At 68.7% G+C, this 20,461-nt stretch carries 22 protein-coding genes; 15 read left to right on the forward strand and 7 right to left on the reverse strand.

The window, feature by feature from the left end; translation table 11 throughout:
• Positions 1 to 53: 53 nt before the first annotated feature.
• The 3 genes from EV648_RS10945 (at position 54) to EV648_RS10955 (ending at position 3,502) form a co-directional block, all read left to right on the forward strand.
• Positions 54 to 1,283 carry an MFS transporter gene (locus tag EV648_RS10945; protein ID WP_132288504.1) on the forward strand — a complete coding sequence of 410 codons (1,230 nt, stop codon included), beginning with the start codon at positions 54 to 56 and terminating at the stop codon, positions 1,281 to 1,283.
• A gap of 80 nt (positions 1,284 to 1,363) precedes the next feature.
• Entirely contained in the window at positions 1,364 to 2,590 is a 1,227-nt protein-coding gene (locus EV648_RS10950; protein WP_132288507.1) for an MFS transporter, read from the forward strand.
• Positions 2,591 to 2,899: 309 nt separating this feature from the next.
• Positions 2,900 to 3,502: a gamma carbonic anhydrase family protein gene (locus EV648_RS10955; RefSeq protein ID WP_132288510.1), complete on the forward strand. Its 603-nt coding sequence runs from the start codon at positions 2,900 to 2,902 to the stop codon at positions 3,500 to 3,502.
• A gap of 155 nt (positions 3,503 to 3,657) precedes the next feature.
• Here EV648_RS10955 and EV648_RS10960 read toward each other — a convergent pair whose 3' ends face one another.
• From EV648_RS10960 to EV648_RS10980, 5 genes are all read right to left on the reverse strand, one after another.
• On the reverse strand, positions 3,658 to 4,563 hold the full coding sequence (locus tag EV648_RS10960; protein ID WP_206751936.1) for a sucrase ferredoxin: 906 nt from the start codon (positions 4,561 to 4,563) through the stop codon (positions 3,658 to 3,660).
• A 38-nt stretch (positions 4,564 to 4,601) separates the two neighbouring features.
• Positions 4,602 to 5,879 carry a cupin domain-containing protein gene (locus EV648_RS10965; protein ID WP_241995043.1) on the reverse strand — a complete coding sequence of 426 codons (1,278 nt, stop codon included), beginning with the start codon at positions 5,877 to 5,879 and terminating at the stop codon, positions 4,602 to 4,604.
• On the reverse strand, positions 5,876 to 6,316 hold the full coding sequence (locus EV648_RS10970) for a BatC protein (protein ID WP_132288516.1): 441 nt from the start codon (positions 6,314 to 6,316) through the stop codon (positions 5,876 to 5,878). The genes EV648_RS10965 and EV648_RS10970 overlap by 4 nt, the downstream gene beginning before the upstream one ends.
• Before the next feature lie 121 nt (positions 6,317 to 6,437).
• On the reverse strand, positions 6,438 to 7,613 hold the full coding sequence (gene cobC, locus EV648_RS10975; RefSeq protein WP_132288798.1) for an Rv2231c family pyridoxal phosphate-dependent protein CobC: 1,176 nt from the start codon (positions 7,611 to 7,613) through the stop codon (positions 6,438 to 6,440).
• Positions 7,614 to 7,667: 54 nt separating this feature from the next.
• Entirely contained in the window at positions 7,668 to 8,459 is a 792-nt protein-coding gene (locus EV648_RS10980) for a carbon-nitrogen hydrolase family protein (protein WP_132288519.1), read from the reverse strand.
• Positions 8,460 to 8,524: 65 nt separating this feature from the next.
• Between EV648_RS10980 and EV648_RS10985 the strand changes: the two genes are divergently transcribed.
• The 4 genes from EV648_RS10985 to EV648_RS11000 all read left to right on the forward strand — a co-directional run bounded on the left by EV648_RS10985 (position 8,525) and on the right by EV648_RS11000 (position 11,102).
• Positions 8,525 to 9,127 (forward strand): MerR family transcriptional regulator, encoded by a 603-nt coding sequence (locus EV648_RS10985; protein ID WP_199234529.1) that lies wholly within the window; start codon positions 8,525 to 8,527, stop codon positions 9,125 to 9,127.
• Between the two features lie 66 nt (positions 9,128 to 9,193).
• The gene (locus tag EV648_RS10990; RefSeq protein WP_132288522.1) at positions 9,194 to 9,733 is read left to right on the forward strand and encodes a molybdenum cofactor guanylyltransferase; all 540 of its coding nucleotides are present in this window, start codon (positions 9,194 to 9,196) and stop codon (positions 9,731 to 9,733) included.
• Positions 9,730 to 10,170 carry a phosphotransferase family protein gene (locus tag EV648_RS45160; protein WP_370452710.1) on the forward strand — a complete coding sequence of 147 codons (441 nt, stop codon included), beginning with the start codon at positions 9,730 to 9,732 and terminating at the stop codon, positions 10,168 to 10,170. Before EV648_RS10990 ends, EV648_RS45160 begins: the two co-directional genes overlap by 4 nt.
• Positions 10,125 to 11,102, forward strand: a complete 978-nt coding sequence (locus tag EV648_RS11000) for an NAD(P)H-quinone oxidoreductase (RefSeq protein ID WP_132288528.1) — start codon at positions 10,125 to 10,127, stop codon at positions 11,100 to 11,102. Before EV648_RS45160 ends, EV648_RS11000 begins: the two co-directional genes overlap by 46 nt.
• A gap of 53 nt (positions 11,103 to 11,155) precedes the next feature.
• Here the strand turns inward: EV648_RS11000 and EV648_RS11005 are convergent, their stop codons facing one another.
• On the reverse strand, positions 11,156 to 11,575 hold the full coding sequence (locus EV648_RS11005) for a VOC family protein (RefSeq protein WP_132288531.1): 420 nt from the start codon (positions 11,573 to 11,575) through the stop codon (positions 11,156 to 11,158).
• 72 nt (positions 11,576 to 11,647) lie between these two features.
• Between EV648_RS11005 and EV648_RS11010 the strand changes: the two genes are divergently transcribed.
• From EV648_RS11010 to EV648_RS11045, 7 genes are all read left to right on the forward strand, one after another.
• On the forward strand, positions 11,648 to 12,220 hold the full coding sequence (locus EV648_RS11010) for a TetR/AcrR family transcriptional regulator (RefSeq protein ID WP_132288534.1): 573 nt from the start codon (positions 11,648 to 11,650) through the stop codon (positions 12,218 to 12,220).
• A 100-nt stretch (positions 12,221 to 12,320) separates the two neighbouring features.
• Positions 12,321 to 12,911 (forward strand): TetR/AcrR family transcriptional regulator, encoded by a 591-nt coding sequence (locus tag EV648_RS11015; RefSeq protein ID WP_132288537.1) that lies wholly within the window; start codon positions 12,321 to 12,323, stop codon positions 12,909 to 12,911.
• Between the two features lie 62 nt (positions 12,912 to 12,973).
• Positions 12,974 to 13,594, forward strand: coding sequence for a PadR family transcriptional regulator (locus EV648_RS11020; RefSeq protein ID WP_132288540.1), 621 nt, complete (start codon positions 12,974 to 12,976; stop codon positions 13,592 to 13,594).
• Positions 13,591 to 14,310 (forward strand): ABC transporter ATP-binding protein, encoded by a 720-nt coding sequence (locus tag EV648_RS11025; protein WP_132288543.1) that lies wholly within the window; start codon positions 13,591 to 13,593, stop codon positions 14,308 to 14,310. The genes EV648_RS11020 and EV648_RS11025 overlap by 4 nt, the downstream gene beginning before the upstream one ends.
• A complete protein-coding gene (locus EV648_RS11030) occupies positions 14,310 to 16,955 on the forward strand; it encodes an ABC transporter permease (RefSeq protein WP_132288546.1) in 2,646 nt (881 codons plus the stop codon). Before EV648_RS11025 ends, EV648_RS11030 begins: the two co-directional genes overlap by 1 nt.
• A gap of 252 nt (positions 16,956 to 17,207) precedes the next feature.
• Positions 17,208 to 17,738 carry a CGNR zinc finger domain-containing protein gene (locus EV648_RS11040; protein WP_132288552.1) on the forward strand — a complete coding sequence of 177 codons (531 nt, stop codon included), beginning with the start codon at positions 17,208 to 17,210 and terminating at the stop codon, positions 17,736 to 17,738.
• A 31-nt stretch (positions 17,739 to 17,769) separates the two neighbouring features.
• On the forward strand, positions 17,770 to 18,384 hold the full coding sequence (locus EV648_RS11045) for a bacterial proteasome activator family protein (RefSeq protein ID WP_132288555.1): 615 nt from the start codon (positions 17,770 to 17,772) through the stop codon (positions 18,382 to 18,384).
• A gap of 56 nt (positions 18,385 to 18,440) precedes the next feature.
• On the opposite strand, the gene EV648_RS11050 is transcribed toward EV648_RS11045, so the two are convergent.
• The gene (locus EV648_RS11050; RefSeq protein ID WP_132288558.1) at positions 18,441 to 19,253 is read right to left on the reverse strand and encodes an HAD family hydrolase; all 813 of its coding nucleotides are present in this window, start codon (positions 19,251 to 19,253) and stop codon (positions 18,441 to 18,443) included.
• Positions 19,254 to 19,855: 602 nt separating this feature from the next.
• On the opposite strand from EV648_RS11050, the gene EV648_RS11055 reads away from it, so the two are divergent.
• Positions 19,856 to 20,365, forward strand: a complete 510-nt coding sequence (locus EV648_RS11055) for a WhiB family transcriptional regulator (RefSeq protein ID WP_241995034.1) — start codon at positions 19,856 to 19,858, stop codon at positions 20,363 to 20,365.
• Positions 20,366 to 20,461: the final 96 nt, after the last annotated feature.

Raw genomic sequence — 20,461 nt, forward strand, 5'->3', positions numbered from 1 at the left:
CGACGTCGAGTGGCGTCGCCTGTCCAGCCTGCCGTCAGTCCTCTGGAGCGTCGATGCGTCCTTCTCTTCTCCCACCCGAACTCGGGCGGGACTTCCGCAAGATCTGGCCCGCCACGGCCATCTCGAATCTCGGCGACGGAGCCATGCTCGCCGCCGGTCCGCTGCTGGTCGCCTCCACCACCGATGAGCCCGCCGCCGTCGGTGCGGCCGCCTTCATCCAGCAACTCCCCTGGCTGCTGTTCGCGTTGTTCAGCGGCGCCCTCGCCGATCGGCTCGACCGCCGCTTGATGGTCGTTGCCGCCGACACCTTTCGTGCCGTGGTACTGGGCGCGCTCGGGTTCGCAGTACTGCTTGATGCTTCTCCGTTGTGGGCTGTGTATGCGGCCTTGTTCCTGATGGGCACCGCCGAGACGCTGGCCGACAATGCGTCCGGCGCGTTGCTTGTCACTGCTGTTCCCAAGGAACACCTGGGGATGGCGAACGCCCGGCTCTATCTGACCGGCACCATCGGCAACCAGTTGGTCGGACCGTCGATCGGTGCCCTGCTGTTCGCCGTGGCCGCCGGCGTCCCGTTGCTCCTCAACGCGGTCACCTTCGCGGCCGCCGCGGCCTTGATATCCCGAGTCAGCGTCCGCCCGCCTGTTTCCGACGGAGCAGCCCGTACTGCGCTGTGGCTCGACGTACGCGAGGGGGTTTACTGGCTGTGGAACCACGCGGGGGTCCGGACACTGGCGCTGGCCATCCTCGTCATGAACATCACCTTCATGGCGGCCTTCGCGACGTGGGTGTTGTTCGCCAAGCAACGGCTCGGGCTCAGCGATACGCAGTACGGATTGCTGATCTCGGGGACCTCGATCGGCGCGCTCGCCGGGATGCCGGTGTACCACTACCTCGAGCCGCGGGTCGGCAGCCTGACCCTGCTGCGCGCAGGGCTCGTCATCGAGACCACCGTCCACCTGATCCTGGCGCTGACCCGGAATCCATGGGTGGCCGGCGCGACGATGACCGTGTTCGGAGTACACGCCGTGGTGTGGGGGATCGTGTCGACCACTGCCCGGCAGCTCGCCACTCCGGAGGCGCTGATGGGCCGGGTGAACAGCGTGTACGCGCTGGCGTCTGTGGGTGGTGCCGCGATCGGGGCGCTGCTGGGCGGAGTACTGGCTCAGAACTACGGGCTGGTTGCGCCGTTCCTGTTCGCGTTCGTGGGGATGGTGGCGACGACCGCGATCGCCTGGCGGCCGTTGCGGCACGTGTCGGTACGGGAGGCGGCGCCGCAGGGGTGAAATAGAGTGGAGGCTTCCGGGCGGCCGTTGTTACTGTCGTCGGCCGGAAGCCCCCCAACTGTGAGCAGGTTGTCCCTTCCATGCCTACAGCCACGTCTTTCGGACTGCCGAACGTCCGCGGTCGATCGCCCCTGCTGTTCGGTCTGGCGATCGACTCCTTCGGCGGTGGTTGCGCCGGGCCGCTGCTGCTGCTGTTCTTCGTCCGGGTCGCGGACATCCCGCTCGGTACAGCTGGGCTGATGCTGACGGTCGCCACGCTGTTCTCGATCGCCGCACCAGCCGCCGTCGGGGTGGTGATCGACCGGGTCGGGCCGCGGAACCTGGTGATCGGGGCTCAGTTCGCGCAGGGTCTGGCCTTCGTCGGGTTCTTCTTCGGGCGGTCGTTGTGGCTGCTCTTCCTCTGCGCTCTGGTGACGACGACCGGGCAGCGAGTGTTCTGGTCGGCGATCTTCAGCCTGCTGTCGGACATCTCGGATCCGGGCGACCGGGATCGCTGGTTCGGCCTCGCCGGGATGATGCAGGCCGGTGGGTTCGGGCTCGGCGCGCTGACGGCCGGAATACTGCTCAGCATCGGCGGCGACGGGCCGTTCCTGCTCGCGATGGCCGTGAATGCCATCACCTTCTTCGTCGCGGGTTTCCTGCTGCTGCGGCTGCGCGCCTCGCACAAGGCCCGGGCGGCCGCGGCGGCCGACAGCGGCCCTGCGCCGTTGCTGCGGAAGGACAAGGCGTTCCTGGTACTGATCGGCGCGAACACCGTACTCGCGTTGTGCACGATGCTGATGGGCGTCGCGCTGCCGGTCTACGTGTCCGAGGCACTGCCTGCGCCCAAGTGGATCGTGGGAGTGCTGCTGGCGGCGGTGTCTGTGGTGCTAGCTACTGGGCAGACGTTGGTAGTGCGGCATACGGAGCGGCGGCGGCGTACGAAGGTGCTTGTACTGGCCGCGGTGCTGTGGGCGGTCTGGGGCTTGCTGATGGCCGGGTTGCTGCATGTTCCGACTGAGCTGGTGGTGCCTGGGTTGATTCTGGCGACGGTGGTCTTCGCTGCGGCGGATGTCTTGCATGCGGCGACGGGCAACGCGCTCGCTGCGGCGGTAGCTCCTAACGTCGGGCATGGGAAGTATCTGTCGTACTGGCAGTACTCGTTCGCGTTCGCGAGCGTGCTGGTGCCGGCATTCTTCGCGCAGTTGTTCGAGGTCCAGCGCGAGTTTCCGTGGCTGGCGATCTCTCTTCTTGCCTTGCTGGCTGCTGCGACGATCGTCGGGTTGGAGCGAGTGCTTCCCAACGCCGCTGTGCGCCGTCCGGACTGACGCCTGACAGTGGCCGTAAGACCTTATTTGTAAGGACTTCGGCAATGTTTGCGACGGCGGCTCGCTGACTTGTCAGGCATGCTTGCGTCGTTCGAACGGATGTTCTAATGTCCTCTTTGTAGCTCGCTGGTTCTCCATCTGCCAGCCCAGACCTTCGTTCGAACGGCCGAACCTCCCACCTTCGATGTGGACGGCCGGGATCGGACGATGGCCCCCAGGGCGTGGGGCACGGGCTGTGGAGAATCCGCCCGACGAAACGTACAACTGAGACAGGATGGCTGAGGTGATGTCCGACGAGAGGATTACCTGATGCTGCTCGAACACCGCGGCCGGCAGCCGGTCGTCCCTGAGTCCGCGTACGTCGCGCCCTCGGCCGTGCTCTGCGGAGCCGTCGTGCTGGGCGAAGGCAGCCGGGTGCTGCACGGCGCAGTACTGACCGCGGAGAACGGCGAGATCCGCCTCGGGGTCAACAGCGTCGTGATGGAGAACGCCCTGGTCCGCGGCCGGGCGGACCATCCCGCGCTGATCGGCGACTCGGTCCTGGTCGGTCCGCATGCCCACGTGAACGGCGCCACGGTCGAGGATGAAGTCTTCATCGCCACGGGCGCCTCTCTCTTCCCGGGCTCAGTGGCTGGCACAGGCGCCGAGCTCCGCATCAACAGCGTCCTCCACGTCAACTCCCACCTGGCCCCCGGCGCGGTCCTGCCGATCGGCTGGATCGCCGCCGGCAACCCAGCCCAACTCTTCTCCCCCGACCGCCACGACGACCTCTGGCAGATCCAACGCGACCTGGACTTCCCCGGCACCGTCTACGGCGTCCCCCGAGGCACCCCTATGTCCGAAATCATGTCCCGCCAATCCACGTACTACGGCGCCCACACCTCCGACCGCCAACTCCCCAGCCGGGACTAACCGCGCTGCGGTGCCCCTCCTCGCCGGCGCCGCACACCCACCTGCCGCCGCTGGCTCCTCAGCCCGCGGCTGCTCCGGCTGCTTGGGCCTGCTCCGGTTGATCCGCCGCTCGGGCTGCTCCGCAGGCTGGTGGTGCGTGCGTCGGGCTTGCCGGGTTAGGGGAGTTTGATGGGGGTGGTGAGGGTGAAGGTTCGGGCTTGGCCGGGGGCGGTGGCGGCGCAGGTCAGGGCGGCGTTGATGGTGGTGAGGTGGGCGGAGACGTCTACCTCGAGCGAGTGGCCCTCGTCGTCCAGGAGGACTTGCCACTGAGCGGGGGCTAGTTGGTGGACAGCTAGGGGGTGGAGGGCGTCTACCGAGAGGGAGAGGCCTGCTTCTCGGGCGAAGTGTTGGGCTGCCTGGACGGGCGGAGACACCGCGGCCGAGCCTCGGAAGTAGGCGGAGACGATCAAGCCCTCGTTGTATTGGGCTGCCAGGGTGGCGGCATGGGTTGCAGGAACGTGGCCGTAGAAGAGGCTGTGGGGGAGGAAGACGAGGTTGGCGGCGAAGCGGTCGCCGCCTACGTGACTGCATTCCCAGGTGTTGTCCGGGTATGCGGTTGAGAGGGCTGCTGCCGCAGGGCGACCTCGGATGGCACAGCAGGCGTCGTGGCGACCGTGGGTGCAGACGAGGTAGACGGGTTCGGTGCTGGATGTTCCTGGATCGGCGCCGGAGAGGACGTTCAGCACGTGGTCGTCGTCGGGGAGGTAACCCCAGCGGATCGACTCGTGGCCGGGCCGGCTGTCGACCATCGCCCACCGACGGGGAGCTTTGCGGTCGATGCGGCCGTAACGCCTGATCAGAGCAGGTCGGCGTCGCTGAGCAACACACAGACGAGCGACCTCGGCGGCGAGGTCGAGGCCGGTGGTCGGGTCAGTGGGGCGGAGGGCGTTGAGGGCTTGGCGGGGCCAGGGAGTGCGGGATTCGATCAGCAACCAGCGTTCTGCCGGCGGAGCCGAGGCGACCAGAGAGTCACCGCGGAGTTCGGCAGACGCGGCACACCTCAGCACCTCAGACGGCGACACCGGGTCGGGTGGTCGCGGGGTGGGTGGGGAGGGGTGGGTCACGGAGTGCTCGCGATGAGCACTGCTTCGGTCATCAGGCGACGGACCACCACCAGTTGGTCGGCCTCGTCCAGGCCGGGTAGCTCGCCAACCTTGAACTCGTCGCCCGCGAGGAGCCGCGCCAGCGCCGCATAAGTTGCTGCTGGCAACGAGATGGTTCGGTCCGGGAGTTGCAGGCGGACTGGATCGCCCTCGACCAGGCGATACCGAAGGCCCGCGCGCAGGCGTACCGCAGTACCGGGGGCGAGGGCGGCGATTGCTGCGGCGTGGGCGAGTGGTGGCAGTGGGGCTGGGCGGTTGCCGGACCAGGTACGGCGCCGGAGCCGTGCGGCTAGTTCGTCGGCCGAGGCGGTCTGGATCTTTTCGGCGAAGAGCGACGACACCTTCCCGAGCACCTGGGCGACCTGCGCCGGGTCGCCAGGGTCGAACCCGAGCGGCAAGGCAGTCCGCAGCTCGGCCTCGTCCGCAGCGAGGTTGGCCAGCTCCTGCACGAGGAGGTACCGCGTCATCGTGTGCAGGCCGACCGTCAGGTGCGCACTGACTCCACCCAGTGCCTTGGCCGAGTGCAGGAAGCCCCGCGGCACGTACAGCGCATCACCCGGGCGCAGTACGGCGTCAATCACCGGTGCCTTGTCCCGAGCGGCTGCGGCAACAGCCGACGAGTGGTCCGTCCACGGCTGGTTGCGCAGCGGATCCACGTGCACGGGCTCATGCACCGTCCAGTGCTTCTCGCCCGCCACCTGCAGCACGAAGACATCGTGTACGTCGTAGTGCGCCGAGAACCCCTGCGACTCCGCCGGCGTGATGTACGCGTTGATCTGCACCGGATGCCCGGCCTCGGACGACAACTGCGTGGCGAAGTCGACCAGTGGCGGCCAGGTGCGGTGGAGCGCCTGCAGTACGACGGTGTGCCCGCCGGCGAACAGTGCGGCCACCTTGTCGTCCCGGACCTGATCCGCGATCTCGGCGCCCACTCCACCAGCCCCGGTGAACTGCCCGTCCCCGACGACCGCCCCGTTCTTGGCGATCCGCAGGAACGGCGTACGGAGTCCGCGCTGGGACAGCAACTCGTCAGCGGCCTGCAGGGTGAACAGGTCGTCGAAGGGACCCGCTAGCTCCTCGGCAGGTGAGAGCAGAGCCTGCGAACCCCAGTACGAGCTACTGAACTCATCGAGGTCAGCCGCGACACAGCGCCGGAGCGCGGGGCGATCAGCAGCCGGGCGACCGGAAGCCGGGTGCCTGTCCGGCGGCGGCCCGGCTTCCGGCACGGGAATCACCAACTCCCGGAGTTTCCGCCGGCGCCACCGTCCGCCCCACCGTCAGTGGCTCCCGGAGAAGCTCCACCGTCGGCAGGTCCTTCGGCACCGCTGTCGGCTCCTCCGTCGGCGCCGCCATCGCTGACACCTGGCGAGGCGCCACCGTCCGCGGGTCCTTCGGCGCCACCATCCGCGCCGCCGTCAGTCGTACCCGGTGAGGCGCCGCCATCCGCAGGACCCTCCGCGCCGCTGTCGGCGCCACCGTCCGCGCCGCCGTCGGCACCACCGTCGGTCGCACCGCTCACAGCGCCACCGTCCGCGGGTCCTTCACCACCGCCGGCACCGCCGTCCGCACCTCCGTCGGCGCCCCCGTCGTGCGCACCGGGTGTCGCGCCACCGTCGGCAAGGCCTTCGCCTCCGCCGGACGAGGTCGTCATGTCGTCGTCGTTGATGCCCATGATGCTGCTCCCTTCGGGAATGCCTGGAGTACCTGAGTGGACTCCCTGTGCGCAAAGTAGATCGGGGTTAAACCTCTGCGCGGGTTACGGCGAGCACTCGGTTCAGCAGCGATCGCCGGTGTCAACCGAGCAGGTCGCGCCAGACCTTGAGGAAGCCGTCCGTGACACTGTCCGGCCGCACAGCGATCCGCAGCCAGTCTGGCCCCAGCCCAGGGAATGTGTCACCCCTCCGCACGGCAAATCCCCGCTCCCGCAACCGTTCCCGCAGCATCGCAGCCCCCTCCACCCGCACCAGCACGAACGGCCCCCGCGCCACCCCGAACGTCTCCACCCCCTTGTACTCCGAAGGACCGCTCGCGTACTCCGAAGCACCGCTCGCGTACTCCGAACCGCCGCCGGTGCCGTACGCCGAACTGCCGCCCGCGTACTCCGAACCCCCGACGCCGTACTCCGAAGCCGCGCCGCCAGGTGGTCCCGCCGAGCAGCCGAGGCCGTCGAGCAGATAGGCCCGGTGCCGGTCGATCTCCAGGGCCGCCTGGGCTGATTCCTCGAGCGCGCGTTTGTTGCTGCAAGCAATTGCCGCCGCGAGTGCAGGAGTGGACACCGGCCACTGCGGCTGGACTGCCGCCAGTTGCTCGATCAGCCCCGCGGCGGCCACGACGTAGCCGACCCGCAACCCGGCCAGACCCCAGGTCTTCGTCAGGCTGCGGATCACGATCAGCCCCGGGATCGAGGCACCGACCAGTGACTCCGGCTCGCCGGGTACCGCGTCCATGAACGCCTCGTCGACCACCAGGATCCGGTCCGGCCGGGCCAGTTCCCGCAGGTCGTCCGCGCGGTGCAGCACCGAGGTCGGGTTGGTCGGATTGCCGATCACGACGAGATCCGCGTCGGCCGGCACCGCCCGCGGGTCGAGCACGAACCTGTCCTCGGGCCGCAGGATCACGCGGTCGACCAGGTGCCCGGCCGACCGCAGGGCGGCCTCGGGTTCGGTGAACTGGGGATGAACGACGACCGGGTGCTTGGTCTTGAAGGCCCGCGCGATCAGTACGAACGCCTCGGCCGCGCCCGCGGTGAGGAGCACCTGCTCGGGCTCGCAGTGGTGCCGAGCGGCGACCGCGGCCAGGGCCGGCTCCTGCCGTGGGTACGACGCGAGGTCCGTCAGGCTGCCGGCGATCTCCTCGACCAGCCAGGCCGGCGGAGTACCGGTTCGGACGTTGACTGCGAGATCGACAAGTCCATGACCGACCTCCAGATCACCGTGGTGGTCGAGGTCGAACCCGTCCGGCCGCTGCATCACACCCAGGAGGCTAACCCGGACCCCACCTCGGCCGCCTCGAAATCTCACCAACTAGCGCGGCGCGACGGTGAAGCGGCGGTTCCTGAGGGACGGGTTGCGGGTGCGGGTGTCGGCCAGCCGGTCCGGGGAGATCTCGGCCTGGACGAACCCGTCCGCCTCGCCGACCGCGGCGACCGCGACTCCCTGCGGGTCGATCACCTGGCTCAGCCCGCAGTACTTCTTCCCGTTCTGCGCAGCCGCCGCGACGTAGCAGGTGTTCTCAATGGCGCGCGCTGTCAGCAGCGTGGTCCAGTGGTGCTCCTTGAGCGGCCCCCGCACCCAGGCGGCCGGTACGACGAGCACCTCCGCCCCGGCATCCACCAGCGCCCGCGACAACTCGGGGAACCGCAGGTCGTAGCAAGTCATCAACCCGAGCTTCCGCCCCGCGATCCCCACCACCACCGGGGCGACATCACCCGGGGTGAGCTGGTCGGACTCCCGGTACCCGAAGGCGTCGTACAGGTGAATCTTCCGGTAAGCCCCGAGCAGGTTGCCGTCGGCGCCGACCGCGAGCAGGGTGTTGTACGGCCGGGCCTCGTCGCAGCTCCGCTCGAACATGCCGGCCACGATCGCCGTGCCGTGCTCGAGCGCGACCTTGCGCAACGCGCTGACGAACTCCCCGTCGAGCGACTCGGCGAGATCGCCGACGGATCCACCCTCGGTGGCGAAGTCGGCCATCATCGCCTCGGGCAGCACGACCAGGTCGGGCTTGCCCCGCACGGCCTCGGCGACGAGGGCGGCCACCTTCTCCCGGTTGGCTGCCTTGTCGTGCGAGCTGGCGGTCTGGACCACGGCGATCTTCACGCCTCCATGGTGCCGCAATCCTCCACACTTGAACCTCACCCCACGTGAGGACCTAGCTTCGAAACATGAACACCGAGGACATGAACACCGGGGAGAAGACCTGGCGGGTCGGCGAGCTCGCCACCGCGACCGGGTTGAGCGTCCGGGCTCTGCATCACTACGACGAGATCGGCCTGCTGCGACCGTCCGAGCGGACCACCGCCGGCCACCGCCTGTACTCCGGAACCGACGTCCGCAGGTTGCACCGGATCGTCGCCTTGCGGGGATTCGGGCTCTCGCTGGCCGAGGTCGGGCAGGTGCTCGACGGTGAGCTGGGGGATCCACGGGAGCTCGTCCGCAAGCAGCTCGAGCAACTGGAGGAGCAGCTCGAGGTGGCGAACCGGCTGCGCACCCGGCTTCTCGGTGTTCTGGACGGCCTCGACCAGGCGGTGGAGCCGTCCACGGACAAGTTGATCGACCTGATCGAAGGGATGACCGCGATGCGACGAGCACTGACGGCAGAAGAACTGGAAGAGATGTCCGAGCGGCGTCGCCAGGCATGGGAGGCGATGACGCCGGAGGAGCGCGCGGCGGCCGACGAGGCCCGGCGGCAGTGGCGCGACGGAATGTCCGCGGAGGAGCTGGCCGAGGTCGAGGAGCGACGACGGGCGATGCTCCCGCAGCAATGAACCCCCGGTAATCCGCAGCGCCGAGTGTCGAGTGCAGGGCGCTGCGGACTACGGGAGACTGCAGGGGTGGAGTTCGATACAGTGGTACTGGCGGGCGGCCGGTCTACCCGATTCGGCGGAGTGGACAAGGCGCTGCTGGTACTGGACGGGATCTCGCTTCTCGATCGGGTGCTGACGGCAACGATCGCGGCTAAGTCCACGGTGGTGGTCGGTCCGGTGCGGCACACGTACCGGGCCGTCGAGTGGACTCTCGAGGATCCACCGTCGGGTGGCCCGGTGGCGGGCATCGCCGCAGGTGTCGCGAAAGGCGCAGCACCCCTGATCGTGGTGGTCTCGTGCGACCTGCCGTGGATCACGAAGGACGATGTGACACGCCTGGTCGAGGGACTCGGCGAGCACGACGGCTTCGGACTGCTCGACACCGATGGCCGGGAGCAACGCCTGGCCGCGGCGTACCGGCGTACGGCGTTGGTCGACGCGTTGCGGAGGATCGGGGATCCGCGGGACCAGTCGGCGCGACGGCTCTTCGCGGGGCTCGACCTGGCCTGGTCCGAGCCGACCCGCGCGGGCGACGACGTCGACACCTGGTCCGACTTCGACGACTGACCCGCGAATTCGACGAGCTGCAAGGCGATCCCGTACTGCGCGAGGACATCACCCAGTACGTCGAACAGCACGCCGGGGTATTCGCGGCAGCGACAACACCAACGCATTGCCACAACGACTTCCACGAAGGCAACGTGCTCGTGGATCCCACGACCTGGCAGGTGAACGGCTTCATCGACGTGGAGAACGCGATCGCCGCCGATCCCTTGATGGACCTCGCTCTAGCGGCTCTACCATTCACTGGAACTATGGGACTGGTTCAGGTCGATAGGCACCGTCGATCCACTCGACAGCATCGCCGGCGACCTGGCCGCGATCGTCCTGAGCTGACCACCCGGACCGACACGGGCGAGCGATGGGGAAGCGCGGACGACGCAGTACCGTGGCCACCATGCGAGCTGTCGTTTGTGAGGGTGCCGGTGGCGTCGAGGTCCTGAAGGTCGCCGAGATCGAGGATCCCACCCCGGCGCGGGACGAGGTCGTCATCGACGTGGTCGCCGCCGGCGTGAACCGCGCGGACCTGCTGCAGCGGCAGGGCCACTATCCGCCGCCGCCCGGTGCGCCCGGCACGATCGGCCTCGAAGTGTCCGGCACGATCTCCGAGGTCGGCGCCGACGTCGAAGGCTGGTCCGTCGGCGACGAGGTGTGCGCGCTGCTCGCGGGCGGCGGGTATGCCGAGAAGGTGGCCGTGCCCGCGCCGCAGGTGATGCCGAAGCCGGACGGCCTGGACCTGGTCAGCGCGGCCGCGCTGCCCGAGGCGGTCGCGACGGTCTGGTCGAACGTGTTCATGGCCGCCCACCTCAAGGATGGCGAGACGCTGCTGGTGCACGGCGGCTCCTCCGGGATCGGTACGACGGCGATCCAGCTCGCCGTCGCGCACGGCGCGCGGGTGCTCTGTACGGTCGGCAACGCGGAGAAGATGGAGTTCTGCACCCGGCTCGGCGCCGACGTGGCGATCAACTACAAGGAAGCCGAGTGGGCCTCGGTGGTCAGCGAAGCGACCGGTAAGGCCGGCGCCGACGTGATCCTCGACATCATGGGCGCGAAGTACCTGCAGGACAACGTGAAGTCATTGGCCTTCGACGGCCGGCTGGTCGTGATCGGCATGCAGGGTGGTACCAAGGGCGAACTGGATCTAGGCCGGCTGATGAGCCGCCGCGGCCTGGTCACCGGGACTGGGCTGCGGTCCCGGTCGGTGCTGGACAAGGGCGGGATTCTCGCCGAGGTGGTCGCACACGTCTGGCCGCTGGTCGAGGCGAGGAAGGTGCGGCCGATCATCCACCGCACCTTCCCGCTCGAAGCCGTCGCCCAGGCCCACGAGACCCTCGAACAGTCGAATCACATCGGCAAGGTCCTGCTCACCCTCTGACCTGTTCACCCTCTGGCCTCCTCACCGCCGGCATCGTCACCACGCCGCACCTGCTACTGCGCCGTGGGGACGTTGGCGGCGAGCCACTCGGGGTCCGGCGCGACCAGTTGGATCACGTCGAGCCAGGTGCCCTCGGGGTCGCGGACGTAGAAGTGCCGCTGGCCCCACGGTTCGGTGACCACCTCGCCCTCCAGTTCCACGCCGGCCTCGGTGAGCGCCTGCGCGACCTTGTCGGCGTCGTCGACGACGAAGCCGAAGATGTTGGTGCTGTCCTTCGTGGCCGACACCGCGGCCGGCACCGAGGCGTGGCCCCGCTCGGAGATCGCCAGTTCCCAGTCCGCCTCGCCGCGGCGAAGACAGATGAACCAGCCGAGGTCGATGGTGAGCTGCAGGTCGAAGTGCTGCTGGTAGAAGGCGGCGACCTCCGCCGGGCGCGAGGTGACGACCGTCGCGCCGAATGCTGCGGGTAACATCCTGACTCCTGACTACTACATCTGTCGTGGTTTAGTACGACAGTTGTAGTGGATAGCTGCTAGGCTTGTCAAATGCCGAGAAACCCCGAACGCCGCACCCAGCTGGCCGACGCGGGCCTGGCCGTCCTGGCCGAGTCAGGCGCCCGCGGGCTGACCCATCGCGCGGTCGACGCCGCGGCCGGACTCCCGGCCGGCACCGCCTCGAACTACTTCCGCACTCGCGACGCCCTGCTCGGCGCGCTCGGCGAACGCATCTTCGAGCGGCTCGCGCCGGACGACGCAGTACTGGCCCCGCTGGCCGAGCGAGAGCCGTCCGTGGACCTCGTCGTCGACTACGTCAACTACATCGTCGAGCGGCTGTTGAAGCGACCCGAGTTGTCCCTTGCGCTCTTCGAGCTGCGACTGGAGGCGGCTCGCCGCCCAGGGCTGAACGAGATCCTGTCCCGCACGCTGCAGCAGGGCTTCGACACCGACGTCTCGTTCCACGTCCAGGCCGGGCTGCCGGGCGGCGCCGAGGAGGTCCGCCTGCTGCACTTCGCCATCGAAGGCCTCGTCCTCGACCAGCTAACCCCGGGCACCGGCCGCCGCTACGACGTCGACGCCGTCACCGCCCGCCTCGTCCGCCGGCTGGTCCGCGAGGACTAGGACCAAGGCACTAGTTGCACAAGGCATCAGCCTGTACTGCGCCTCGCCGCCCGCGCCGCGTTCGCGGTACCGGAGCGTGCTGGGCGCTACCGTCAGCAACATGACTGGCGCAGAGCGGGGTCGGCGCGGCGTGCACGTGCTCGAAGCAGTGGTCGACGTGATCGCCGAACGCGGACTCGAAGCCGCCACCATGCGCAACGTAGCTGCCGCGGCAGAGATCTCGCTGGCCCAGGTCCAGTACTACTTCCGCAGCAAGGACGACCTCGTCGCGGCGGCCTTCCAGCACGTCACCGAGTCGTTCGACACGAAGCTGGCGACGGTTGATCTGTCCGGCCCAGCCCGCAAGGTCCTCCGCGAGGCGCTGGAGCTCTGGCTCCCGATCGACGAATCCCGTGCCCGCGACGCCCGGGTCTGGCTGGCCTTCAGCGCGGCCGCAGCGACCTCGCCGGCGCTGCAGGAGATCGCCGCGGCGACCGACAACGAACTCCGCGTCGCATTCGCCCGCCTCCTCGACGCGGCGGCCGCCGACGGCGAACTGCCTGAGGTCTCGGACACCGAGGCCGAGGCCGCTCTACTCCTCGCGGTCGTCGACGGCCTGGTCGTCCAGGGGCTCGCACTCCCCGAGTACGCCCGCTCTCACTTCCTCGCCACCTCACTCGACGCCCACCTCACCCGCCTCTTCACTCCATAACCTCCCCAGCCCGGGAGCAACCCCATTGACCAGTGGATACTGAGTATGCATACTCAGTATCCATGTCGATCAAGCACGGACTACTGGCGCTGCTCCGCGCGGAGCCGAAGTACGGCTACCAGCTGCGAGGAGAGTTCGAGGCGGCGACCGGGTCGACCTGGCCGCTGAACATCGGGCAGGTCTACACGACGCTGACCCGGCTGGAACGGGACGGCTTCGTCCAGCCCGCCAGCGGCGAGGGCGACGGCGACGGGCGGTCGCGGTACGAGATCACCGACGCCGGGCGGGCCGAGCTGGCGAGCTGGTTCCAGACGCCGGTGACGCGCGAGACACGGCCGCGGGACGAGCTGGCGATCAAGCTGGCCCTCGCGCTCGCAGTACCAGGGGTGGACGTGACTGCGGTAGTGCAGCGGCAGCGGACTTCGACGATGGAGTCGCTGCAGGAGCTGACCCGGCTGAAGCGCGGCAGCCGGGACGGCGACATCTCCTGGCTGCTCGTGCTCGAGTCGATGATCTTCGCGGCCGAGGCCGAGATCCGCTGGCTTGACCACTGCGAGGCGATGCTCGCCCGCCGTCGGCGTACCAGCGGCACCGAAGACCATCGCGGCGGCACCCAAGACCAATCAGCCGGTACGCCGGAGGCGACCGGGCAGAGCCAGCACGAACTGGGGGCGCAACGATGAGCACGGTCCTGGACATCCGCAATCTCACCCGGGTACACGGCAGCGGCGAACAGGCCGTCCACGCACTCCGCGGCGTCGACCTGGCAGTGGCCTCCGGCGAACTGGTCGCCGTGATGGGCCCGTCCGGCTCCGGCAAGTCCACGCTGCTCACCTGTGCGGGAGGGCTCGACCAGCCGACCGCGGGCGAGATCCTGATCGACGGCAACGACCTGACCACGCTGAGCCGTAACGCGGTGGCCGCCCTTCGCCGGCGCCGGATCGGATACGTCTTCCAGGACTTCAACCTGATCCCCGCGCTCACCGCGGTCGAGAACGTCGCCCTGCCGCTCGAACTCGACGGCACCCGCGCCCGCGCGGCCCGCAAGTACGCCGAGGCGGCCCTGCTGGAGGTCGCCATCCCCGAGCTGGCGGACCGATTTCCGGATGACATGTCGGGCGGTCAGCGTCAGCGGCTGGCGATCGCCCGGGCCATCGTCGGTGAGCGTGGGCTCCTTCTCGCGGATGAGCCCACCGGTGCGCTCGACTCGGACACCGGCGAGGCGGTTCTCCAGCTTCTCCGCGACCGGTGTGACCAGCACGGCATCGGCGGGGTTCTCGTCACCCACGACGCGCGGCACGCCGCCTGGGCCGACCGCGTCGTCTACCTGCGCGATGGCGTCCTGGTAGGCCAGTCCGGCCCGCTCCCCGAGGCCGACATCCTGCTGGAAACTCACTGATGGCCAGCTGGGGACCACCGCTGCGGATCGCCCGTCGAACGATCCGCCGCTCGCTGGGGAGAACTCTGCTCGTCGCGGCCCTGATCGGCGTACCGGTGCTCGCCGCGTCCTGGATCGGCCTGATCGACCGGGCCGCCAACCCGACCGGTGAGCTGCTCGCGAAGACGACCATTGGCCAGGCGGACGCACGGCTGACCGTCACGCCGTACAGCAAGTCCAGCCCGCTACCGGAGCGGCCCTCGCTCGACTGGGGAGAGCCAGGCCCGGCTCCGGGGATCGAGGAGCCGGATCGCGACCCCACCAAGGTCGATCCGCTCACGCTGCTGCCGACCGGCAGCAAGGTGGCCCGGCCGCTGCTCCTGGGCAACACCGTCGACGTCCACGGGCCGGAGACGGACACCACCGTCGGGCTCACCATCGGCGACGGCCAGAACGAGCTGACCGCCGGCACCTTCAAGCTCGACCAGGGACGGATGCCGGCCAAGGCTGATGAGGTCGCGATCTCACCGAGCCTGGCGAAGTACCTCAACCTGCTCGACGGCGGCGAACTGCGGGCGGATGCGACCCTGATCACCGCGAAGGACCAGAAGTTCACGGTCGTCGGGGTGACCAGGAGCTTGCAGGATCCCAACACCGGAACGATGTTCGCCACTCCGGACACCCCGCTGACCAAGCCGGACCCGGCCACCAGCGTTCAGTACCTGGTCGATCTGCCGGACTCGGCCGACCCTGACGCGCTGAGCGACAAGCTGGTCGGCCAGGGTGCCTTGCTGTTGCCAAGGGCAAACATCGTCGATCCGCCGCCCTCGATGTACAGCAACAGCCAGGACGCGGGCGCGACAGCGGTGATGGCGCTGGTGATCGGCTTCGGCATCCTCGAGATCGTCCTGCTCGCCGGTACTGCGTTCGCAGTCGGCGCCAGGCGGCAGACCCGCGAGCTCGGCCTGGTCACAGCGGCAGGCGGCACCCCTCGCGACGTACGGCGAGTCGTCCTGATGCAAGGGCTTTTCGCGGGCATCATCGGCGCGGGAAGCGGCGTCATCCTGGCCCTGGTGGCCGTGTTCGCCGGCAAGCCCCTGTGGGAGCGGATGTTGTCGATGGTGTTCGTCGGCCGGCAGATCCCCTGGCCGAACCTCGTCGCGGTCGCGGCGCTCGGGGCGCTGGCAGGCCTCGCGGCGTCGATCGTTCCCGCGATCAGCGCCGGTCGGCAGACGCCGATGGCCGCCCTGGCCGGGCGGTTCACCGTTGTGGCCGGTTCGGCCCGGCTCCGCAAGCCTGCCGTGATCCTGCTCGTGGCCGGCGTCGCGTCCACACTTCTCGGCAACGTGTGGATGGCGGCAGCGCTCGAGACCGCCCGTAAGAACGCCGCCAACGTCGACTACCAGGTGACGATCACACCGACCGGCCCGATCGCGATGGTTCTGGTGGGTATCACCGCGTCGATCATCGCGCTGGTCTGGATGCTGCCGAACCTGGTCGCCAAGACCGCGGGGCTGGCGAGGATCCTGCCGCTCAGCGGAAGACTCGCACTGCGGGATGCCGCTCGTCACCGGCACCGCACCGGCCCGGCCACCGCGGCGATCATGATGGCCGTCGCGGCCACGGCGGCGATCGTCTTCGCCGCCTCCAACGCGATCGCCGCGGAGGCCAAGGACTACGTTCCCGCCGCCCGGCACGGCGACGCCGTACTCCGTGCGGAGCAGAGCTCGGAGGGTCTGATGGCGTCCTCGCCACCGCAGACCCAGAAGGTGGCCGGGCTGCTGCCGGTCGAGGCTCGCTACGACCTCGGCTCGGTGTCCCTGCCGGGCGCCAAGGCGAATGGCGGCTACCTGCCCACCCTGATGGCCATCGGACCACCCGGAATGGAGGGCACGGTGGGCTATCCCCTGCTCGTGATCGATCCGGAGTACGTCGCCAGGTTCGACGACTACGGGAAGCAGGCCGCGGAGGCGCTCCGGGCGGGGAAGATCGTGGTCCAACGGCCCGAGATGCTGGCCAGCGGGTCGGTCAAGGTGACCTCCGACGACGACTACGACGGCAAGAAGTCCTTCGGTCATGCGGCGGTCGCGATCGCAGGTCCACCGAGGATCAGCGCGCTGCAGCAGTCCTCGCTGATCAGTCCCGAAGCGGCTCGCAAGCTCGGCACCGTCCGGGTGTACGAGACGCAGTTCGAGCTGAAGCGCGAGCCGACCGACAGCGAACTGGCGGCTGTGGCGAAGGTGCTGGGACACGACGACCTGCTGACGATCGAGAAGGGTTACCGGAGTCCGGCGCGGCTCTGGTTCCTCGGTCTGATCGGTGCCGCGACGGTGGTCACGCTGCTCGGTGTCGCGATCTCGGTCTCGCTGTCCGCGGCGGAGGGGCGCGCGGACCTCGCGACCCTGGCCGCGGTCGGAGCGCCGCCGCGACGCCGCCGGAACCTGGCCGCCGCGCAGGCCTGGGTGCTCGGCCAGCTCGGTTGTGTGCTCGGGGTCGGCATCGGTGCGCTGTACGGCTACACCGCGCACGCGGCCTTCGGTTCGCCGCACTTCATGGTGCCGTGGCAGGAGATCGGCGGCATCGTGATCGTCGTGCCGCTGTTCGCCGGACTGCTGGCCTGGCTGCTGACCAGGTCGCGGCTGCCGATGGTCCGCAGGGTGGACTGAGGTCAGATCGGGGGTCTCTCCTTGCCTAGGGCAGCCGATTGGTTGCCCTAGGCATCAAAAGACGTAGAGACCCTGGCCAGCTCAGGGTGCGCGACGGGGTGCAGCGGAGTGCTGGTCACCCGCCACTCGCCGCAGGCGCACTGCTGGTAGCTGATCAATCCCTCGCTGACAGGGTGGGAGGACGCCACCCTCCAACTGTGCCGGTGAGCTTCTTCTCTGGTGGTCATGCGCCCATCATGATGTAATGGCATTGTGCATCTCAACCCTTACGGCGCAGACGCGGTTCTGCTGGCCGTCAACCTGGTCACCAACCCCGCGACCACCGCCGACGAACTGGCCGATCGCTGCGAGGAGAGCGGCGTTGAGAGCCGCCTCGTCCGGGACCGGCGAGTCACCGCCGCTGACCTTGCCGCAGTACGGGTGGCCCTCGACGAATGGCTGGGGGTGGTGGACGCGCCGGACGAGCAGACCCGGGTGGAGCTAGCGAACGAGATGCTCGCCAAATACACCGAGCACCCGCGGCTCACGAACCACGCCGGCGACGGCTGGCACATGCACTACCGGCCCGACGACGTCCCGGTCGGTCGTCTGGTCGCCACCCTGATCAGCACCGGTACCGCGCTACACCTGGCCGGCCGCGGCATCAGCCGCCTGGGCCGCTGCGCCACCGACGGCTGCGACAACGTGTACGCCGATCTGTCCCGGGGCGGGCGCCAGCGCTACTGCAGCCCCGCCTGCGCCAACCGCGACGCCGTCCGCAGACACAGGTCGAAGGCGAACTGAGCGCCCTGGGACGGACGCCTACGATAGGGGGATGAGCGAGAGCAGCAGCGAGAACCAGGGCAGCCAGGGGGTTCCGATGACCGGCGCCCAGACCGAGGACGGCAAGGTTCTGATCGTCGGTCCCGACGGCATGGCCGTCGAGGGTCCGCCGCGTGCCGCCGACGATGACGACGACCACCCGCGGTCGGTGACTGAACTGGTCGAGCAGCCGGCCAAGGTGATGCGGATCGGCAACATGATCCGCCAGCTGCTCGAAGAGGTGAAGGCAGCGCCGCTGGACGAGGCGTCCCGGCAGCGCCTGAAGTCGATCCACGAGGCCTCGATCAAGGAGCTCGAGACCGGCCTGGCCCCCGAGCTGGTGGACGAGCTGGAGCGGCTCAGCCTCGACTTCACCGACGACAGCACGCCGACCGAGGCGGAGCTGCGGATCGCACAGGCCCAGCTCGTCGGCTGGCTGGAAGGCTTGTTCCACGGCATCCAGACCGCCCTCTTCGCCCAGCAGATGGCGGCCCGCCAGCAGCTGGAGCAGATGCGGCGCGCACTGCCCGGCGGCCAGCAGATGTCACCGGAGGAAGCCGCTGCTTTCCCGGGTGGACCGCAGGCCCGCAGTACCGACGGCCCCGGCAGCGGTGGGATGTACCTGTAGTTACTGGTTTTGTGTGACAGGTGGTGCGCTCCGAGTAGCCGATCCGCCTGCAATAGCTAAAGGTTGAAGAGTTCTTCGAGGACGGTGGCGACACCGTCCTCGTCGTTCGTCGGGCAGACGACATCCACCATCGCGAGCACGTCCGCATGCGCGTTCGCCACCCCGTACGACGTACCGGCCCAGGCCAGCATCGGGAGATCGTTCAGCGAGTCACCGAACGCGATCGTCTGATCGGCAGAAATCCCTTGGCTGGCAGCGAAATCGGCGAGCATCGCGGCCTTGGACACCCCGCTGGCGGAGATCTCCACCAGACTGTGGCCGCCGCTGTGGCTCGGTGCGACGCGTTGTCCGACCAGCGGCATGACCCGCGCCAGCAGTTCGTCCGAGTGCCAGCTCGGATGCCGGACGAGTAGCTTGGCCGCCGGTTCAGCCAGCAGTTCCTCGATCTCCGCGATCAAGGTGTCGTCCGGAGTCGGCCACCGGTTGAGGTACCGCGGCTCCTGTCCGTAACGGTTCGATCGCTCAATGGCGAACTCCACTTCGGGAATCTCCGCGCGGATCGCCTTCGCCACTTCGAGCGCGACCACCGGATCGATCAGCGCGGTCCGGATCGCCTGTCGCTGAACGACGTCGTACAGAATGGCGCCGTTGGCAACAATCGCTACGCCGTGCGCGCCGACCAGGTCGGCGAGGGCATGCAACCAGCGTGGTGGCCGCGCGGTGACCATCACGAAGACGGCGCCGGCTTCCTGCACGCCGAGCACGGCGGCCTTCGTCCGGGGCGTGACCGAACCGTCGCTGTGTACCAAGGTTCCGTCAAGATCGGTGGCGACCAGACGGGGTGGGCGGACTGCATCTCGGGCTGACACCGCACTACCGTATCTTTCTGCGACAGAGTCGCCGCCTTACCCTGTCGGAGGCCTTCGGCGCAAGCGTTTGGACATCGCTTTCCCCGCAATCTGATTGACCATTGAACAACGTCACCAGACCGTTACGGCAGGATGCTGCAAAGGCAGCTAGTTCCCATGCACAGCAGGGTTTGTGCGTGATTTCATGCGGTGGCTAGCGGGGAACCGGGGGCGATTCAACCGCGTCGTACGTCCGTTCTGGATCACCTGATCTGGAGCGGCCCCACCTCGACCAGCGCCGTCGGAGTAGCGATGCGGAATTGGGTGCAACCAAATCCACATCCACGACGTCAACAGTTATGCATCGGTGCGTCTCGCGCCGGGACGACAAGGGTGGGTCGGCAACAGATCGGTCCGTCAGCTAGTGGGCCCGGGTGTTCGAACGTGATTCATCGTTCGTTCACATGGGTCCGGGAACTTGGGGAGCCACGATGATCGTCAACAGCGCCAAGATAGCGGGGCAAGGGAGCACCAGCTCTCGTGCGGCTGTCGACACATCTTCCATCATGGAAGGGGCCATGACCGGCTGTACTGCACGTACGGACATTTTCCAGCACCGCTTGATGGAAGAACCGCCGCCCGCATCGGCGACCCGGCGAACCCGGGAACGCTACGACCAGCTGGTCCGTGAGGCCAAGACGCTCTGCGCGTCCTGTCCGCTGTTCACCGACTGCCTGTTCAGCGCCGTCGCCGAGCACGATGTCAGCGGCTTTGTCGCCGGCACGACCGCCGCCCAGTGGCGCTCGATGCGCAACCTGCTGGACGTCGAGGTCCAGGCAGACGACTTCGACCAGTTGGCCGGAGCCCGCGGCACACGCCGGCCCGTCAGCCACGAAGAAGTACTCAGGCTGCGGACGCAGTACCCGAACGACAGCCTGGAATCACTGGCCATGCGGCTGGGGTGCTCGCTGTCGACGGTGAAGCGTCACCTGCGCCGGGCCCGGCGAGGCCAGAGCCCCGCCACCAAGGCCCCGCGTCCCCGCCCGGAGGTGAGCGCCGTCCTGGACGCGTTCGACGCCGTGGTGGACCAGCCGTGCCAGTCGCCACGACCCGGCAGCACCCGCGTCGCCTGACGCTGATACTCGGCCCGCCAGCGGACTATCAGCACCGGACAGACACGAAGGCCCGGAACTCCTGTCTCCACAGGGGTTCCGGGCCTTTTGGTTGGC

This window comes from Kribbella sp. VKM Ac-2568, from assembly GCF_004345365.1.
In the GTDB taxonomy this organism is placed as follows: Bacteria; Actinomycetota; Actinomycetes; order Propionibacteriales; family Kribbellaceae; genus Kribbella; species Kribbella orskensis.

Bases quoted from the DNA above. Each gene is read 5' to 3' on its own strand.
- EV648_RS11010 (WP_132288534.1), top strand. From the start codon at position 11,648: ATGCCGAGAAACCCCGAACGCCGCACCCAGCTGGCCGACGCGGGCCTG.
- EV648_RS11055 (WP_241995034.1), top strand. From the start codon at position 19,856: ATGGAAGAACCGCCGCCCGCATCGGCGACCCGGCGAACCCGGGAACGC.
- EV648_RS11030 (WP_132288546.1), top strand. From the start codon at position 14,310: ATGGCCAGCTGGGGACCACCGCTGCGGATCGCCCGTCGAACGATCCGC.
- EV648_RS11005 (WP_132288531.1), bottom strand. From the start codon at position 11,575: ATGTTACCCGCAGCATTCGGCGCGACGGTCGTCACCTCGCGCCCGGCG.
- EV648_RS10985 (WP_199234529.1), top strand. From the start codon at position 8,525: ATGAACACCGAGGACATGAACACCGGGGAGAAGACCTGGCGGGTCGGC.
- EV648_RS10955 (WP_132288510.1), top strand. From the start codon at position 2,900: ATGCTGCTCGAACACCGCGGCCGGCAGCCGGTCGTCCCTGAGTCCGCG.
- EV648_RS10970 (WP_132288516.1), bottom strand. From the start codon at position 6,316: ATGGGCATCAACGACGACGACATGACGACCTCGTCCGGCGGAGGCGAA.
- cobC (WP_132288798.1), bottom strand. From the start codon at position 7,613: ATGCAGCGGCCGGACGGGTTCGACCTCGACCACCACGGTGATCTGGAG.
- EV648_RS11045 (WP_132288555.1), top strand. From the start codon at position 17,770: ATGAGCGAGAGCAGCAGCGAGAACCAGGGCAGCCAGGGGGTTCCGATG.
- EV648_RS10945 (WP_132288504.1), top strand. From the start codon at position 54: ATGCGTCCTTCTCTTCTCCCACCCGAACTCGGGCGGGACTTCCGCAAG.
- EV648_RS10950 (WP_132288507.1), top strand. From the start codon at position 1,364: ATGCCTACAGCCACGTCTTTCGGACTGCCGAACGTCCGCGGTCGATCG.
- EV648_RS11025 (WP_132288543.1), top strand. From the start codon at position 13,591: ATGAGCACGGTCCTGGACATCCGCAATCTCACCCGGGTACACGGCAGC.
- EV648_RS11015 (WP_132288537.1), top strand. From the start codon at position 12,321: ATGACTGGCGCAGAGCGGGGTCGGCGCGGCGTGCACGTGCTCGAAGCA.
- EV648_RS11020 (WP_132288540.1), top strand. From the start codon at position 12,974: ATGTCGATCAAGCACGGACTACTGGCGCTGCTCCGCGCGGAGCCGAAG.
- EV648_RS11000 (WP_132288528.1), top strand. From the start codon at position 10,125: ATGCGAGCTGTCGTTTGTGAGGGTGCCGGTGGCGTCGAGGTCCTGAAG.